At 69.2% G+C, this 16,569-nt stretch carries 15 protein-coding genes, 2 pseudogenes and 1 riboswitch; of the genes and pseudogenes, 10 read left to right on the plus strand and 7 right to left on the minus strand.

The features are described 5' to 3' along the window. The 5 genes and pseudogenes from AC16DP_RS32860 to AC16DP_RS32880 form a co-directional block, all read right to left on the minus strand. Window positions 1-709 (minus strand): annotated as a pseudogene (locus tag AC16DP_RS32860) (DUF2380 domain-containing protein); the annotation flags it as partial. A gap of 84 nt (window positions 710-793) precedes the next feature. Beyond that, a complete protein-coding gene (locus AC16DP_RS32865) occupies window positions 794-1,855 on the minus strand; it encodes a sulfate/molybdate ABC transporter ATP-binding protein (RefSeq protein WP_329734366.1) in 1,062 nt (353 codons plus the stop codon). Continuing rightward, the gene (cysW, locus tag AC16DP_RS32870) at window positions 1,852-2,700 is read right to left on the minus strand and encodes a sulfate ABC transporter permease subunit CysW (RefSeq protein WP_329734365.1); all 849 of its coding nucleotides are present in this window, start codon (window positions 2,698-2,700) and stop codon (window positions 1,852-1,854) included. The genes AC16DP_RS32865 and cysW overlap by 4 nt, the downstream gene beginning before the upstream one ends. Window positions 2,701-2,712: 12 nt before the next feature. Further along, window positions 2,713-3,558, minus strand: a complete 846-nt coding sequence (cysT, locus tag AC16DP_RS32875) for a sulfate ABC transporter permease subunit CysT (RefSeq protein WP_329734364.1) — start codon at window positions 3,556-3,558, stop codon at window positions 2,713-2,715. A gap of 12 nt (window positions 3,559-3,570) precedes the next feature. Beyond that, window positions 3,571-4,620, minus strand: coding sequence for a sulfate ABC transporter substrate-binding protein (locus AC16DP_RS32880; RefSeq protein WP_329734363.1), 1,050 nt, complete (start codon window positions 4,618-4,620; stop codon window positions 3,571-3,573). Between the two features lie 230 nt (window positions 4,621-4,850). Between AC16DP_RS32880 and AC16DP_RS32885 the strand changes: the two genes are divergently transcribed. The 4 genes from AC16DP_RS32885 (at window position 4,851) to AC16DP_RS32900 (ending at window position 8,783) form a co-directional block, all read left to right on the plus strand. Next, window positions 4,851-5,654, plus strand: a complete 804-nt coding sequence (locus AC16DP_RS32885) for a hypothetical protein (protein WP_329734362.1) — start codon at window positions 4,851-4,853, stop codon at window positions 5,652-5,654. Window positions 5,655-5,708: 54 nt separating this feature from the next. Further along, window positions 5,709-6,455, plus strand: coding sequence for an adenosylcobinamide-GDP ribazoletransferase (gene cobS, locus AC16DP_RS32890; RefSeq protein WP_329734361.1), 747 nt, complete (start codon window positions 5,709-5,711; stop codon window positions 6,453-6,455). Next, complete coding sequence (locus AC16DP_RS32895; RefSeq protein WP_329734360.1) at window positions 6,455-7,078, plus strand: histidine phosphatase family protein; 624 nt, start codon at window positions 6,455-6,457, stop codon at window positions 7,076-7,078. The genes cobS and AC16DP_RS32895 overlap by 1 nt, the downstream gene beginning before the upstream one ends. A 64-nt stretch (window positions 7,079-7,142) precedes the next feature. After that, complete coding sequence (locus tag AC16DP_RS32900; protein ID WP_329734359.1) at window positions 7,143-8,783, plus strand: serine/threonine-protein kinase; 1,641 nt, start codon at window positions 7,143-7,145, stop codon at window positions 8,781-8,783. Between the two features lie 57 nt (window positions 8,784-8,840). On the opposite strand, the gene AC16DP_RS32905 is transcribed toward AC16DP_RS32900, so the two are convergent. Further along, a complete protein-coding gene (locus AC16DP_RS32905; protein ID WP_329734358.1) occupies window positions 8,841-9,215 on the minus strand; it encodes a ComEA family DNA-binding protein in 375 nt (124 codons plus the stop codon). Beyond that, a complete protein-coding gene (locus tag AC16DP_RS32910) occupies window positions 9,212-9,466 on the minus strand; it encodes a hypothetical protein (protein ID WP_047863136.1) in 255 nt (84 codons plus the stop codon). Before AC16DP_RS32910 ends, AC16DP_RS32905 begins: the two co-directional genes overlap by 4 nt. A 606-nt stretch (window positions 9,467-10,072) precedes the next feature. Here AC16DP_RS32910 and AC16DP_RS32915 point away from each other — a divergent pair. The 6 genes and pseudogenes from AC16DP_RS32915 to AC16DP_RS32940 all read left to right on the plus strand — a co-directional run. Continuing rightward, window positions 10,073-10,301: pseudogene (locus AC16DP_RS32915) on the plus strand (IS66 family transposase); the annotation flags it as partial. Between the two features lie 44 nt (window positions 10,302-10,345). Further along, the gene (locus AC16DP_RS32920) at window positions 10,346-14,170 is read left to right on the plus strand and encodes a hypothetical protein (protein ID WP_329734357.1); all 3,825 of its coding nucleotides are present in this window, start codon (window positions 10,346-10,348) and stop codon (window positions 14,168-14,170) included. After that, window positions 14,167-14,943, plus strand: coding sequence for a hypothetical protein (locus AC16DP_RS32925; protein WP_329734356.1), 777 nt, complete (start codon window positions 14,167-14,169; stop codon window positions 14,941-14,943). The genes AC16DP_RS32920 and AC16DP_RS32925 overlap by 4 nt, the downstream gene beginning before the upstream one ends. 220 nt (window positions 14,944-15,163) lie before the next feature. Next, entirely contained in the window at window positions 15,164-15,349 is a 186-nt protein-coding gene (locus AC16DP_RS32930) for a hypothetical protein (RefSeq protein WP_329734355.1), read from the plus strand. A gap of 105 nt (window positions 15,350-15,454) precedes the next feature. Beyond that, a complete protein-coding gene (locus AC16DP_RS32935; protein WP_329734354.1) occupies window positions 15,455-15,658 on the plus strand; it encodes a TlpA family protein disulfide reductase in 204 nt (67 codons plus the stop codon). A 113-nt stretch (window positions 15,659-15,771) separates the two neighbouring features. Next, on the plus strand, window positions 15,772-16,338 hold the full coding sequence (locus tag AC16DP_RS32940; protein WP_329734353.1) for an FHA domain-containing protein: 567 nt from the start codon (window positions 15,772-15,774) through the stop codon (window positions 16,336-16,338). A 6-nt stretch (window positions 16,339-16,344) separates the two neighbouring features. After that, a riboswitch (cobalamin riboswitch) is annotated at window positions 16,345-16,544 on the plus strand. Window positions 16,545-16,569: the final 25 nt, after the last annotated feature.

Here is a 16,569-nt window from a genome sequence, read left to right on the forward strand (position 1 = left end):
TCTGGAAGCGCTCCATGTCCACGTACAACCACTCCACGCTGTAGAGGCGGCGGGAGAGCGCGTCGTCGGTGAGGAGGAGGAAGTCGAACCAGACGGCCAGCAGCAGGGAGCCGAGCATGGCGGCCTCCAGCCGGGGGCCCGCCAGGCGCAGCAGGGCCAGCTGCATGTCCGGGTCCTCCACCTGGGAGGCGGCGGTTGCCAGGCGCGTGGCGGCGGCCAGCTCGGCGTCCATCCACCGCAGCTGACGTTCCCCATATTCGATGTAGCGGACGAAGATGCCGTTGCCCGCACGAGCGATGCCCTGGTGACTGGCCCGGAGTCTGGGCAGCTCACGGGAAAGGCGGCGGGTGGAGGCGGACACCTCGTCCACGGCCTCCAGGAGCGCCAGGTGGGCCGCCAGGGCGCTGCCCCGCGCCGGGGTGTCCGCATCGCCCGGGCCCACGGCCGTCACCGCCTGCCGTGCCTGCTGGCGGCGGTGCAGCCGCTGTGTCCCCTCGGGCTCGGGCGTGGGTGGTTCACCTGGCCCTTGTGCCCAAGAGGGGGCGGCGGTCTCATGCGGCGTGTAGCGCAGGTGTGTCCCCTGGCCGCGAGGCGGCAGTGACGCACAGGCGTTGCACAGCAGGGCCAGGGTGAGCAGCAGCCTCGCCCATGGATTCACAGGCCCTTGTGTCTGGGTGCGCAGCGGCATCACCCACAGCGTGCACATCATCAGCGCCTCCGATGGGGAACTCCATTCTGGGGGGCATCTCTGACGAATCCGGACAGCCAGCAGGTGACGGGTGGATGCAACAGCTCAGATGGCGAAGTCGCCGAGGAACACCTGGGCCATGCGCACGTCCGCGTGCACATGGTCGCCCTCGACGACACCCAGGTCCTCGAACTCGGCGCGGGGCACCTCGACGGTGACCGTCTCTCCCGAGGGCAGCTTGAGCAGCACCTTCACGTAGCCGCCCACCGACTTCAGCCGCTCCACCCGGCTCGTGGTGAGCTCGTTGCTCCCGTTCGCGGGCCTGGCGAGCTTGATGTCATGCGGCCGGACGAAGGCCTGGACCGCCTCGCCCTCGCGAGCGCTCTGGGGCGCCGCCACCACGAGTGTGCCCACCTCGGCCCGGCCCGAGCGCACGCGCCCGCGCAGGATGCTGGTGCCCCCCACGAACGAAGCCACGAACGGCGTCGCGGGCCGGTCGTAGATCTCCTCCGGCGGCCCCGCCTGGGCCACGCGCCCGTCCGAGAGCACCACCACGTGCTGTGAAATCTCCAGCGCCTCCTCCTGGTCATGCGTGACGAGCAGGGTGGTGACGCCCGTCTGCTCGTGCAGGGACTGGAGCCACTCGCGCAGCTCGATGCGCACGCGGCTGTCGAGCGCGCCGAAGGGCTCGTCCAGCAGCAGCAGCTTGGGCCGGATGGCGAGCGCCCGCGCGAAGGCCACGCGCTGCCGCTGTCCGCCCGAGAGCTGCCCCGGGTAGCGCTTGCCCAGCTCCTCCAACTGCACGAGCTTCAGCATCTCGTCCACGCGCGCTTCGATCTCCCCGCGCGGCAGCTTGCGCGTCTCCAACCCGAAGGCGATGTTCTGCCGCACCGTCATGTGCTTGAAGAGCGCGTAGCTCTGGAAGACCACGCCGATGCCGCGCTTCTGCACGGGCAGGTGCGTACACTCCACGCCCTCGATGCGCACGGAGCCGGAGTCCGGCAGCTCCAGCCCGGCGATGAGGCGCAGCAGGGTGGACTTGCCCGCGCCCGAGGGCCCCAGCAGGGTGGTGATGGCCGCGGACGGAGCGTGGAAGGACACGTCCGAGACGGCGGGCGTGCCCCCGGCGGTGAAGCGCTTGGTGAGTTGCTCGACGATGACGCTCATGGGGCCTCCGCCTTCCACTCGACGTACTTCTTGACGGCCAGGGTCACCAGCGCGAGCACCGTGAGCAGCGAGGCCACGGCGAAGGCACCGGCGAGGTTGTACTCGTTGTAGAGAATCTCCGCGTGCAGCGGCAGGGTGTTGGTCACCCCGCGCACGTGCCCGGACACCACGGACACGGCGCCGAACTCGCCCATCGCCCGCGCGTTGCACAGCAGCACGCCGTACAGCACGCCCCACTTCACCTTGGGCAGCGTCACGTGCAGGAAGGTGCGCCAGCCGCTCGCGCCCAGTGACAGGGCCGCCTCCTCCTCGTCATGCCCCTGCGCCTGCATGATGGGCAGCACCTCGCGCACCACGAAGGGGAACGTCACGAACACCGTGGCCAGCACGATGCCCGGCACCGCGAAGATGATGTGGATGTCGTGCTCGGCCAGCCACGGCCCCAGCCACCCCTGCCTGCCGAAGAGCAGCACGAAGATGAGCCCCGCGATGACGGGCGAGACGCTGAAGGGCAGGTCGATGAGCGTGAGCAGCACGTCCCGTCCGGGGAAGCGGAAGCGGGAGATGAGCCACGCGGCGGCCAGGCCGAACACCAGGTTGAGCGGCACGGCGATGGCGGCGGCCAGCAGCGTGAGGCGGATGGCGCTCCAGGCCTCGGGCTCCAGGATGGCGGCGAAGTAGGCGCCCACGCCCTTCTGTAGGGCGTAGGTGAAGACGGCCACCAGCGGCACGACGAGGAAGAAGCCGAGGAACGCGAGCGCCACGGAGATGAGCAGCCAGCGCACGGCGGCGGGCCCCGAGACGAGGCGCCGGTCGCGGCGGGGAGCGTGCGAGGGGGGGTGCATGGGGCGCGCGTCCTATCCAGTCCCCGGCCGGGTTTCGAACCGGCGTTGGGTCCAGCGTTGCAGCAGGTTGACGGCGAGCAGCAGCGCGAACGACGCCGCGAGCATCACCCCGGCGATGGCCGTGGCGCCCGCGTAGTCGTACTGCTCGAGCCGGGTGATGATGAGCAGCGGCGCGATTTCCGTCTTCATGGGCATGTTGCCGGAGATGAAGACGACGGAGCCGTACTCGCCGATGGCCCGGGCGAAGGCGAGGGTGAAGCCGCTGAGCAGGGCGGGCATCACGCTGGGGAAGAGGACGCGGGTGAACACCTGCCAGGGCGTGGCGCCGAGCGTGGCGGCGGCCTCCTCCACATCCGCCTCGATGTCCTCCAGCACCGGTTGCACGGTGCGCACCACGAAGGGCAGCCCGATGAAGGTGAGCGCGATGACGATGCCCACGGGCGTGAAGGCCACCTGGAAGCCGAGCGCCTCCAGGTGCTGCCCGTACCAGCCGTTGCGCGAGTACAGGGTGGTGAGCGTCAGCCCGGCCACGGCGGTGGGCAGGGCGAAGGGCAGGTCCACCAGCGCGTCCACGAGCGCCTTGCCCGGGAAGCGGTAGCGCACCAGCACCCAGGCCACCAGCAGGCCGAAGACGGCGTTGAGCAGCGCGGCGAGGAAGGCCGCCCCGAAGCTGAGCCGGTACGCGGCCAGCACGCGGGGCGAGGCCACCGTGTCCCAGAACTGCGCCCAGGAGAGGGAGAACGTCTTGAGGAAGAGTCCGGACAGGGGAAGGAGGACGATGAGGCCCAGGTACGACCAGCTGAGCCCCAGGGTCAGCCCGAAGCCCGGCAGGACGCGGCGTCGTGCGCTGCTGTGCATGGTGGCTCCGGACTACTTCGCCTGGGGGTCGTAGAGCTGGTCGAACGCCCCGCCGTCATCGAAGTGCTGCTTCTGCGCCTGCTTCCAGCCGCCGGACACCTCGTCGAGGGTGAAGAGGCTCACGGCGGGGAAGCGGCTGGCGTACTTCGCGGCCACCGCCTGCGAGCGCGGCCGGAAGTGGTGCTTCGCCGCCAGCTCCTGGCCCTCCTCCGTGTAGAGGTACTGCAGCCAGGCCTCGGCCGCGGCGCGCGTGCCCTTGCGGTCCACGTTCCGGTCCACCAGCGCCACCGGCGGCTCGGCGAGGATGCTCACCGAGGGGACGATGATCTCGAACTGGTCCTTGCCCACCTCCTCGGTGAGCAGGAACGCCTCGTTCTCCCAGGCGATGAGCACGTCCCCGAGCCCGCGCTCGGCGAAGGTGGTGGTGGCCCCGCGCGCCCCCGAGTCCAGCACCGGCACGTTCTTGAAGAGCTTCGAGATGAACTCCCGCGCCTTCGCCTCGTCACCCCCAGCTTTGCGCTGCGCGTAGCCCCACGCGGCCAGGTAGTTCCAGCGCGCCCCGCCCGACGTCTTCGGGTTGGGGGTGATGACGCTCACGCCCTCGCGCAGCAAGTCCTCCCAGTCCCGGATGGCCTTGGGGTTGCCCTTGCGCACCACGAACACGATGGTGGACGTGTACGGCGAGCTGTTGCTCGGCAGCCGCTTCTGCCAGTCCGCGGGGATGAGCTGCCCCTTGTCGTGGAGCATGTCGATGTCGTAGGCGAGCGCCAGCGTCACCACGTCCGCGTCCAGCCCGTCGATGACGGCGCGCGCCTGCTTGCCGGAGCCGCCGTGGGACTGCTTGATGACGAGCTTCGTCCCATTCTTCGCCTCCCACTGCTTCGCGAAGGCGGCGTTGAGCTCCGTGTAGAGCTCGCGCGTGGGGTCATACGAGACGTTGAGCAGGGTGAGGGGCTCGCCCTGCGCGGCCCCCGGCTTCGAGCAGCCACCCAGCGCGGGCACGGCGGACAGCAGCAGCGACAGCAGGGCGGCGGTGAGCTTGCGGGTGGACGGCGGCTTCATCAGAGGTACCCCATGAAATTCAAAAGCCCACCGTCCCTCGTGGGGTGGTGGGCTCTTCACGAGTTCGCGGCCGGGGGGCGGGCTTGAACGATTCTCAAGGTGCCCGCCGCCCCTCCGTTTGTCAAGCAGTGTATCCGTTATAGCGGATGGAACCCCCGCGGGTACCCAAAGGTGTGTCTGACACCGTATCCTGCCGCGCCCGGACTCCAGGGACTGGAAGGGAGCAGCGCATGGCGAGCAGGAAGACGAACCTCGGAAGTGAGCGGAAGCTCGACTTCTCCACCCTGGAGGAGCGTGAGGACGCGTCCTGGCACTACCCGGAGCTGGAGCTGACGGGGGCCACGCGCACGGCGCCGCCGGTGCCGGACGAGGACACGACGGGCAAGCTGCTCGCCCCGCTCGACGAGGAGCCGGAGCTGCGCACGGCGTTCTCCACGAAGGCGGTGCTCATCGCGGACCTGCTGCGGGACACGTTCGCCCGGAGGTTCTTCGGCCGCGCGCCCTACCGCGTCCTCCGGGTGGACGAGCCCGAGGGCCCCAGCACGGCGGGAGGCCTCCTGGCCCGGCAATCCATCTCGCTCGTGGCCCGGGAGGGGTCGGCGCCCTCCATCGTCTGCGGCTGGGTGGACACCGCGAAGGAGGAGGCGCAGCTGCGCTGCTACGAGTCGGTGGCCCTGCGCTACGAGTCCCACCACGGCCTGGAGCTGGACCTCTCGCCGGAGCACTACGAGCGCTTCCTGGAGACGCTGGTGGAGACGCTGCTCTCCGGCGGCATCAAGGTCCGCGTGCTCGTGCTGGACGAGGAGGGAGTCGCGCTGAAGCAGGCGCGGGCGGTGGAGGGGGGCGGTCCGGCGGCGAAGGCCCGGAGGCGCCGGGCGTGGGGGAGCCGCATGCTGGCGCTGACGTTCGTGCTGGGGCTGGTGGCGGGGCGGCTGGTGCCCTGGGGAGGGGTGGACTCGGCGCTGGTGGCCGTGGTGCGGGGCGCCGTCGCCGCGTGGACGGACGTGTCGGCGCGGGTAGGTGCAGGCCCCTGAGCTGTCGAGCGGGGGTGCCATCCGCTTGAAAACGTGGCAAGAGGCGCGCTCCCCATGAGGCGCCTGTTCGCCGGCATCGCATTCCTCAGCCGCATCCCCGTGCCCGGGGCGGCCACGTTCGACGCGGCGGACGTGGGCCGCGCGACGTTGCTGTTCCCCGTGGTGGGAGCGCTGCTCGGGGGGGTGCTGGTGCTCGCGCGCCATGCCTTCTACCCGGCGCTGCCGCCCTTCGTGGCCGCCTTCCTGCTGCTGGCCCTGGGGGCGCTGCTGACGGGGGCGCTGCACCTGGATGGCCTGGCGGACATGGCGGATGGGTTTGGAGGCGGGCACACGAAGGAGGACGTGCTGCGCATCATGCGCGACCACCTCATCGGGGCGTACGGGGCGGTGGCGCTGCTGCTGGGGGTGGGGCTGAAGGCGAGCGCCCTGGCGTCGCTGCTCGAGCGGGGACAGGCGGACGTGGCGCTGGTGGTGGCCCCGGCGCTGGGGCGGTGGGCCTCGGTGTTGTTGGGGCGGTTCCTGCCGTACGCGCGCCGCTCGGGCGGGCTGGGGTCGGCCATCACGGATTACGTGGGGTGGACGGAGTGGGTGGGGGCGACGCTGCTGGTGCTCGCACTGGCGGTGGGTGTGCTCGGATGGCGGGGAGGAGTGATATTCGGTGGGGTGACGGTGGTGTCGGCGATCCAGGGCGCCTGGTGCATGCAAAGGATTGGGGGGATTACGGGAGACACGATGGGAGCGAACACGGAAGTATGTGAGACGTTGGTGTTCGTGGTGCTGCTCGGGCTGGGGGAGGGGTGATGGACTGGCGGCTTCCGAAGGGTGTGACGCGGATGGTGCTGGTGCGCCACGGGCAGCCCGTGGAGGAGATGCGGGGCCGGTGCTACGGGCGGCTGGACGTGGGGTTGTCGTCCGCGGGCCGGTTGCAGGCCGAGCGCGCCGCGCGCTTCCTGGCCGAGGCGCCGCTCTTGCGCATCTACACGAGTCCGCGTCAGCGGGCGCGGGAGAGCGCGGCGCCGCTGGCGGAGCTGAAGGCGATGTCGGTGGACACGGAGGCGGCGTTCCGGGAGATCGACTTCGGACTCTTCGAGGGGCTCAGCTACGAGGAGGCGGAGCAGCGCTATCCCGAGGTGTACGCGGAGTGGATGGCGCATCCGACGCGGGTGCGTTTCCCGGAGGGCGAGAGCTACCCGGAGATGCGCGAGCGGGTGCTGACGGCGGGCCGGGAGCTGCGGACGCGGCACGCGGGCGAGACGTTCGTGCTGGTGTCGCACGGCGGGGTGAACCGGACGCTGCTGGCCGAGGCGCTGGGCATGCCGGACGCCAACCTGTTCCGGATGGAGCAGGGGTACGCGTCGGTGAACATCATCGACTTCTATGGGGACGAGCCCATCGTGAAGCTGATGAACGTGACGTTCGGCTGAGTCACGGGCTGGTTCCGGGGGCACGGTCGATGACGGGCCAGGAAGTCGGATAGACTGGCCTTTCATGGAAGCCGCCGCCGCCCCCCGCGCATCGCACTCCGCACGCCTGCTGCAGGAGTACCTGGATCAGGACGTCGTCCCTCGCGAGATGTCCATCGCGCGTTTCATGCGGGGGATGACCCTGCTGAGCTGCGTGGCCGCGGTGCTGCTCGGCGGAGTGATTGGCTGGCGGCTGGCGCTGGGCATCGCGGGCCTGACGGGCGGATTGAGCCTCTACTACACGTTCATGCTCCGGGAGTTGCGGCGCGGCGGCTTCCACCCGGCCATGCAGTGGGTGGACAGCGCCATCACCGTCTCCATTCCGGCGGCGGTGTTCGTCATGGACATGTACTCCCATGGCGCCGTGTACGCGCTCACCGCGCCGCCGCTGGTGGCCTGGGGCGCGCTCATCGTGGTGTGTGCGCTCCGCGCGGGACGGAAGCTGGCCTACGCGGCGGCGGCGCTGGTGGCACTGGAGTACATGGCGCTGTACCTGCTGGTGGCCCAGCCCCGGCTCCCGCCCGAGGCCCTGAGCACCCTGACGTTCCCCATGGTGCTGCTGCGCTGCGTGTTCCTCTTCTGCTACGGGCCGCTGGCGGCGACGCTGGCCAGCGTCATCGTGGGCAAGGCCGAGGACGCGCTGCGCGCCATCCGTGAGAAGGACGTCATGGGGAAGTACTTCCTCCACGAGCGCCTGGGCGTCGGCGGCATGGCCGAGGTGTTCCGCGCCACCTACAGCCCCGAGGGCGGCTTCGAGAAGCAGGTCGCCATCAAGCGCATCCTCCCGGCGTACGCGGACAACGAGGAGTTCCTCGGCCTCTTCCGTCGCGAGGCCGAGCTGGGCTCGCTGCTCATCCACCCCAACATCGTCCAGGTGCTCGACCTGGGACGGCACCAGGGCACCGTCTTCCTGGCCATGGAGTTCGTGGACGGCATGCCGCTCAGCTCGCTGCTGTGGCGCGTGTACTGGAAGCGGCTGTCTCCGGCGGCGGTGGCCTATATCGGCGTGGAGGTCGCCGCCGCGCTGACGTACATGCACGGCCGCACCGGCCCCAAGGGCGAGCCCCTGGGCCTGGTGCACCGCGACCTCAACCCGCCCAACATCCTCCTCTCGCGCATCGGCGAGGTGAAGGTGTCGGACTTCGGCATCGCGCGCGCGGCCAACCAGCTCGCCCTCACCCAGGCCCAGACGGTGCGCGGCAAGGCGGGCTACATGGCGCCGGAGCAGGCCTACGGCAAGCCCCTGGATGGGCGGGCGGACCTCTTCGCCCTCGGCCTCACCCTCCACGAGGCCCTCACCAGCCAGCGCGTCCTGCGGGGAGAGAACGAGGCGGAGCTGATGGTCGCCGCCACCCGGCAGCAGCTGCTGCCGCCCTCCCAGTCCGTGCCCGGCATCTCGCCCACGCTGGACGCCATCATCATGGGTCTGCTCCAGCACGACCCCGAGCAGCGCACGCCCTCGGGCGAGGCCCTGCAGCGCCAGCTCCTGTCGCTCACCGGCGCGGAGGCCCCCTATCCCCATGGCCGTCAGCAGCTCATCGAGGCCATGCGCGAGGCCACCACCCTGACCTCCGCGCCCGTCCAGCCCCTCCAGCTCACGCCCGACATGGCCCTCACCGAGCGGGCCGACGCCATCTCGCTGCCGCCCCGCGCCTCCGGCCGGTGAGGAACACACGGCGGAGAGAGGATGCCCACGGGATGGGCACCCTCCCTCCCCGGGTGCTCAGCGTTTCGCCACGGAGCCGGTGACGCGGACCTCGTCGGCCCGCACCGGCACCTTCTCCACCTTCAGCGTCGTGGGGCCCTGCAGCGTCAGGTACGGCTTGAGCTTCAGGAACTGCTTCTTGCCGAAGCCCTTCACCCGCACCAGCTCCTCGATGCGCTTGAAGGCCCGCTTCTCCCGCCAGGTGACGATGCGCTGCGCGGCCTTCCCGCCCACGCCCGGCAGCAGATCCAACTGCGCCACCGTCGCCTCGTTGAGGTTCACCACCCCCGTGTACTGCGTGCGCGTCTTCGCCTGAGCGGCGTGCGCGCCGCCGGAGCCCAGCAGCCACAACAGCCCCAGCACCGCGGCCACCTGCATCACCCGTGCGCTCACGAGTGGCCTCCCACCGGCAGCGAGTCCAGCCCGCCGTCCAGCCCGTAGCGCCCACCCCCCCCCGCCTGCACCGTGTCCTTCTTGTCCCCCGCCTCGCGCACGTGCAGCTTCCCGTCCAGCGGCAGCACATCCAGCAGCACGTTGAGCGAGCCGTCCTTGTTCACGAACGCGCTCCCCGCCCGCACCCAGATGCTCCCGCCCTTGCCCTCGCGGATGGAGAACACCGCCAACCGCTTCCCCGCCGTCAGCATCTCGACCACCTTTGTCCTTCTCCTTCGCGCCTCCATGGCGCGCTTGTCCGCTGCACAGAGCAGCTGCCGTGCCAGCGGGGCTTCCCTCGGAGGGTGAGCCACGGGGGCGTTCATTTCCGCGCGAGGTGTCCGGCACGGGGGATGGGCACGGGCCCGGCGGAGCAGGTCGCTCTCCGGGTGTGGAGATACCTCTGGCACTCCTCGGGGGTCAGGCTCCGGCCCGCGTCCAGACTCGCGAGCTGGACTGGGAGGGGCGCCCAGAGCGCCTCCGGCCAGATGTACGCCGTGCCGTCGAAGTGGGCGGTCACGAGCTTCGTCCCATCCGGGCTGAAGCGTCCCAGCTCGCGCCTCCACCGGGAGCCAGGTGTCTGAGTCGCTCGCGACCAGGCCGACCCCGGAGCGGCCGCTGCGTACCCCATGGACTTCCGTAACCATTCACGCGTCTGGCTTGGTTGAGGGGTGAGCAGGAGGGAGATGACCTGCTGGATCGAGTGACGGCTGACGTGGTGTACCAGCCGTGGCGTGAGCGAGGTAGACCCCAGAGATGCGCGTATCGCCCAGCTTGAAGGAGAGCTGCCCGAGGTGAAGCCGCGCGTCACCGAGCAGGTGGAGCCCACCAACAACCGGGCCGAGCGTGCGCTGCGCCCCGCCGTCTGCAAGCGCAAGGGCAGTTTCGGCACGCACGGCCCCCAGGGCAGCCGCTACATCGAGCGGATGCTGACGGTCGTCACCACAACTCAAACAGCAGCAGCGCAACGTGCTCGATTCCCTGACCGATGCCATGCGCGCGCACCTGCATGGACAAACTGCTCCCTCTCTTCTGCCTCCCGCTTGACTGGCGACCACCGCCCGGACTCTCCGAGGCGGTGAACGCTCGCTGTGGACCAGGCACCCCTGTCGTGGTTTCCTGAAAGCCCGGATATCCGCCAGGGACCTGGAAAACACAGGAGGTGCGACGTGTCTGCTGGTCCTGCGAATATGGTGCGCTCATGCCTGGGCGGGCGAAGCTTCCAGGCACTCCTGCTCGCGAGCTGCCTTGCGGCCAGCACGAGCGCGTTGGCCGACGACTCAAGACGCGTGAGGTTGACACTCTCTGCCAAGGCGCATCTGCAAGTGGCAGCGCTCAGCCCCCGTCTGGAAGAGTGGCAGGGGGACTCTCTCTCCCTGCGTGTGGTGGACCCGGGCCGTTTGGTGGTGGTGGCGGGCGCTGAGGTCATCGCCGCCGCCACACTTCGTCTTGACGAGGAACTCGTGCTGCAAGTGGAGCCGCTCGACACCTACCCGTCCGGCTATTTGCCAAGGGTAATCAACCGCGAGAGCGGGCGGCAGGAGGTGGCGGTTGACGTTCCAGAGGGAGTGGGTGCCGGAGAACTGCTCACACTCACTTATGAGTGGGACTGGAAGTACACCGGCAAGCCCGCGCTGGTGCGCACCTGGCGCCTTCCACCCCTGGAGGAAATCCCGCTCGAGTGGCTGGAGGACGAGCAGGTTGAGACGGCGCCGGAGGACGGGGAAGACGGCGCGACAGCTCTTCTCTCGCAACAGGAGGCCCCCTTCCCCGTTCAGGCGGACCTGGCTCGGCCCGAGCTGCTCTGGGTTCCCGGGTACGCCTCGCGTGAGGAAATAGCCTCGCGCCTCTTCGGGGATGCCGCAGCGGCGGGTGCTTTCGACATCGAGCCCCGTGAGCCTCCGTCCAGCGCTGTGGATGGCCTCCAGGTCTGCGTGCGCGTGCGCCACCCGCCAGCGCTCGTGCCGGAGTTGCTCGCCACCATGCGCCGTGCGCTGGATGCGCAGTGGGAGGCGGATGTCGCGTGGAGCCGCTCCCAGCTCTCCGCGGCCCCTCTAGACAGGGCTGGGGCCACCGCGCTGGTGGAACGCGGCCTGCGCTGGGCTCAACGCTCGGACATTCCAGACGGGACCGGGCAGAGCTACTTCGATCGCTACCTCCAGGCGCTGGAACTTCTGAGGGACGAGTCGCAGCGCGAGCACATCCTTGGAGAGGCTGCTGAGCCCTTGCAGAAGGCCATCGCGCTGCGCTCCAGACGCTTCAAGGCGAGCTACAGCGTCACGGATGGCTCTCCCGTTCTCGCCCCGGGCAGCGTGGTGGGCCGCTTCTATTTCGCCGATGGCTCCAGTGTCCAGGTGCGCACCCTGCTGCTGCTCACCGAAGAGACGTCCTTGGAGCGTGCGGAACTGCGCGTGCGCAACGCTCCTCGTGGAAGCCCGCGCGTCATCGTCCTCGGGGAGGATGGACGCTGGCGGGGTTACGGCGCCGAATTCAACACTACCGCCGAAGCCGCCCAGCCGCTCGAGCATCCCGAGGGCAACGCCTATTGGTACTACCCGGGGACGCTTCTCATCCGTCCGGAAGAGTGGCGGCCGGGGCTACCCGGTACGGGCGAGTTGGCGGCTCTGCGTCGGGAGATTCTCCAGACGGCCATCGCCACGGCGACCTCTCAGGAGCCCCAACCTCTCCTCGCACTCGACCATGACGTGCTCTCCCTGCTCACCCCGGACGAGCGCCTGGGCGTCTTCACCACCCTCCTCGGGGGCCCTGCGCTTACCTCGGACATGAGGGAGGACGCAGTGCACCTGCTGACGCGTGTGCTGCTGTCCACGCCTGACGGGGAATTCCCCCCTCTGGAGCGCAAGCTGACTTCGAGTGGGGCGCTGGAGACGCTGCTCGGCAGTAACGCGCCGGGCAGCAAGGTGCTGCTGGGACAGGCATTCACCCAGAAGGCGCTCGCCTCGTTTCCCCTCGTGCTGGACCTCCTCGAGTCCCTGCCCACCTTCCACCTGGGGCGAGACGGCGAGACGACGCACCTGCTCAACGTCCCCCATGGGCTGGTGTCCACGGTGTTGGTGGCGCCGGAAGCGTGGGAGGTGCAGCAGGGAGTGCGGCTGGGAGCCGAACCTGCTCTGCCTGGAGAAGCGGTGGGGCCCTCGAGGCGCATGGCCCTGTACTTCCAGCCGGTGCGGCAGCAATTCCAGGCCCGCTACCTGTCCTCGGTGGACGAGGCGCCGCGCAGCCGAGCCCTGCACCCGCTGGAGTGGGTACGGGTGGAAGTTCATGGGCCACGACCGCGCACGCACTTGATGACGGCCGTGGAACTGGCCCTGGTCGCCGCCACACCAGACGATTCGGTCATCTGGTCGGCGATTGGCCGTATCATCGAGATGCGGATGGTGTACGGCGCCTTGTCGGCGCTCTCGCGGGCGCCGCTGTTGACAGGAGCGCCAGCCACTGCTGCGCAAGGCGGCACGCTGACGGCTGCACGCGGAGCGGCGGTGCGCCTGTTCGCGAGGCGGCTCTCGCTGGTGGCGGCCCTGGCGGTGGTGGACACGTACCGGGACGAGCTGTCGCGCACGCCAGAGGGACGGGCCTTCCTCGCGGTGCATGACCTGGCCATGGTGGCGCTAGCGGGCAGGGACATCTACAAGCTGGCCACCTCGGGCATAGGTCGCGAGTTGGTACACCGGGGAGGACTGGCGTTGAGCGCGGCTGGCGCCCCGGCCTCGTCCGGACTGCGCGAGTCGGTGGAGTCCATCAAGGCCCTGGTGAAGACGCTGGAGCGGATGCTCGCCGAGGGCAAGGCCGTTGCGACACCCGACGGACTGCGGTTTTCCCTTCCAGGCGGCGCCGAGGCCTTCAAACAGGCCTTCTTCGCCATACGTGGGGAGATGGACGCCGCACGGGCCCTCGGCGGCATTCGCAGCGCGGGGCTGGCAGCCGAGGAGGCGGAGAAAACGCTGGAAGCGTTGCGCCTGCTGGCGTCGGAAAGCCAGGAGATGGCAAGCGCCTACAGCGCCGTGGTACGGCGCGCTGCGGCCCTGCCGGCCGATAAGGCCAAGGCATACCTCATTGCTGTGGACTCGCTACGCACCTCCACGCGCGGTGCGGCGAAACCGGCCCTGGCGGAATTGCTGAGGTGCTCGGGAGCGCGGAGCCTCCAGGCGCCGCTTGCCTTTCTGAAGGAGGCCGAGTGGCTTGTCGGGCACTCGGAACTCGAAGCCGAGGCAGTGCTTGAGCTGGCGAGAAAAGCGCGCAGGCGCAGCGTGGACCTGGGTTGGCTGCGCTCGGCGGGGTTGGCCTTGGAGGATCTCAACGGCATGGCCAGGGACACGAGGACGCCGTGGCGGCTTTTTCAACAGGCAGCGGCGGAGCCGGGGAACTGGGTGAAGCAACTGCAGGCACGTGAGCAACTCCGAGGCATCGCTGCTGAACTATTGACGGAGCGCAATGCGCAGAAGCTTTTCCCGGGCTTCCGGTTGACCGGGCGGCAGGTGCCTTTGGACGGGGGGCACATCATCGATCGAGAGTTGACTTCGATGGACCGCCTGCGACGTCAACACGGGGTAGAAGTCAAAGGCTGGAACGACAAGCGGTGGCGAACGGCGCTCGACGCCTGGACGTCCAAGCAGCGTGCGAAGACGCTCAACAAAGGGCAGCAGGCGCTGAGCGACCAACTCCAGCGCCTACTCGACCAACTCAAGGACGCAGCGAAGGCTCCTAGAGGGACGCCATTCCTCGTCAGCACAGATGGGTTGAGCGGACCAACCCGGGCGAAGTTGGAGGCCTTCCTGGTTAAAAACGCACGAGGCACGACGCTCATACACATCGAGGAAGCGCTCATGCTGGAGAAGACGAAGCAGCTGCGGGCGGCACTCAAGCTGCCAGAAAGATTGTTCGGAGGTGCGCCATGAGCAAGTGGCCTCTCTGGGCCGTCCTGACTCCAGGCGAGCCCGCACGGCTTGAGAGCCACGTCCTCGACGCCTTGATGGTGGATGCGGACGAAGACGAGCCGTCCTTCGAGGTCATTTCGGGCAGTGGTCGTTACCATGCCATTGTGGGTGCAGACCCCAGCGACGTGGGCGCCGAGTTGCAGATCGCCGAGGATCTGTCTCTCCAATTCGATGAGCCCGTGTACTCAATCAATCGGGCCACCGATCCGTGGCTGGTCATGTCTTTTCGAAACGGTGCGGGAGAGGTGGAGGACGTCGCTCCGGAGGCCCTGGCGGCGTCTCTCGGCTGTCCGCTGCCAGAGAGCGAGGTGCGTTCGGACTTGCCCCCGCAGCAACCGTTGCGGCATGTCGCATTGGTCGAAGGCGTCCGAGCACAGGAGGCCCACCGAGTGCTCGAAGAGGATGCGGGCGAGCCACTCGCTCCAGAGGAGTACCGGTTTGAAGACACGCCGCGAGGGCTCCTCATTGCTAGCGGAACCGGCGATATAGGGTTCGCTGATGTTACCGTGTCTGAACGGATTCCCATTGCGACCGCGTATGGAGTGATTGCCTCTCCAAGCCTGGATATGTTCGTTGTCAACATTCTCCGAGGAGGCGAGTGCATTGGGCAATATGCGCAACCCCCCCGTGACTCTTCGTCTCTGCCGAGAGTCACCGAAATCAAGGGAGAGCGAACGCCAGAGCGGATTCTGGCGGCACTAGGCATCTCGGCAACGTGGTTCCGGGATGAATGACGTGTGCTCGGGCACTTTCGCCCTGGCCCGGTCCCCGGCAAAGCGAGGCCGCCTCGCCAGGCGCGGTTGTCCGCTGCGCAGAGCAGCTGCCGTGCCAGCGGGGCTTCCCTCGGAGGGTGAGCCACGGGGGCGTTCATTTCCGCGCGAGGTGTCCGGCACGGGGGATGGGCACGGGCCCGGCGGGTGAGGGGCCGCCCGGGGCGCGTGTTATCCTCACCCCGTGCCTCGCTCGTTCTTCCTCGTCATCGTGGCCCTCGCGTTCCTCGCGGGCGCGTGCGAGCCCTACGACAAGCCTCGCCGGCCCCTGCCCGCGGACTTCCAGGTGCGGTTGCTCGGCGGTCCACTGCTCGGCTCCGAGCAGCTCCTCGGCAAGCCCTGGGTCATCCACCTCTGGGTCCCCAGGTGACACTCCTGTGCTCGGGAGTTTCCCGAGCTGGAAGCCGTCCGGAACGAATTCGAGCCCCAGGGTGTCGGCTTCCTCCTGCTCTCGCTCGAGCAGGACGAGGCGCTCGTGCGCCGCGCCCTCTCCGAGTGGAACCTCCAGGGCCAGGTCGCCCTCGCCACGGGTGAGGTGCTCGGACCGCTCTCCGTGCGCGAGGTGCCTTCCACCGTCTTTATCGACGCACGGGGCCACCTCGTCGCCGCTGCCAGTGGGCCCCGCTCTCGCGGCTTCCTCGCGAAGCGGGTGCGTGAACTGCTCGACTCCTCCCGCTGAGCACCTCCAACGCCACTGTCCTCCCCACCCTCACCACCCCCGGGGGGACTGGCCTGGCTCACCCTCCATGCACACCCTCTGCACTACCCCCTCGTGTGCTGGAGGGCAGTCCCGTGCATCTGAAGTTCTCCGCCCTCGCTTCTCAGTTCCTCGATGACCCGCACTCGGTGCGACACGCCGTGCGCTGGCCGGTGCTCGTGTGGGAGGCGCCTCCCGCGGGAGTGCGTCCCCTCTTCACCCGAAGCACCCTGACGGGCCTCTCGTTGCGCCGGCCCACGCTGGCCGAGCCGCTCGTGCTCGAGGTGCGCAAGCGCCCACAGGGCATCACCACGCCGGTGCCGGGCATCACGTTGGGGCGTACACCGGACAACGACATCATCGTCGAGGACCCCACGGTCTCGCGGGTGCACGCCACCTTCAGCGAGGAGAAGCACACGGGCGTCTGGTACGTCGCCGATGACGGCAGCCACAACGGCACGTGGCACAACGGCACGCTGTTGATTCCCGGGCGGCCCACGCCGCTGTTCGACCGGGCCTCGCTGCGCTTCGGGGACGTGCTGGCCACCTTCGTCGACTTCTCGGCCTTCAATCAGTTCATCCTCGACTGGCTGGCGCGCCACTCGCGCGGGGCCCGGGCGGCGGCGCACGTCACCGACGGTGGCTTGACGCGCGGGGGTTGAGCCCCTAGGAAGGGCCTGCCCTTGGGTGCCCATGCCGGGCCTTCAAGAGGGAAGCCGGTGCGAGTCCGGCGCGGTCCCGCCACTGTGATCGGGCAGCCCTGAGGTCAGGGCAGGGGTCCTCGGTGGAGGAGCCCTTCTGGGAGACGCGGCGTGCGTCTCGGCCAGAGTCCGACAGCCAGGAGACCTGCCCAGGGGTGTGGGCGCGAGCTGCCCGCGTTGGCCTTCTCTCTT

The organism is Archangium sp., from assembly GCF_057119385.1.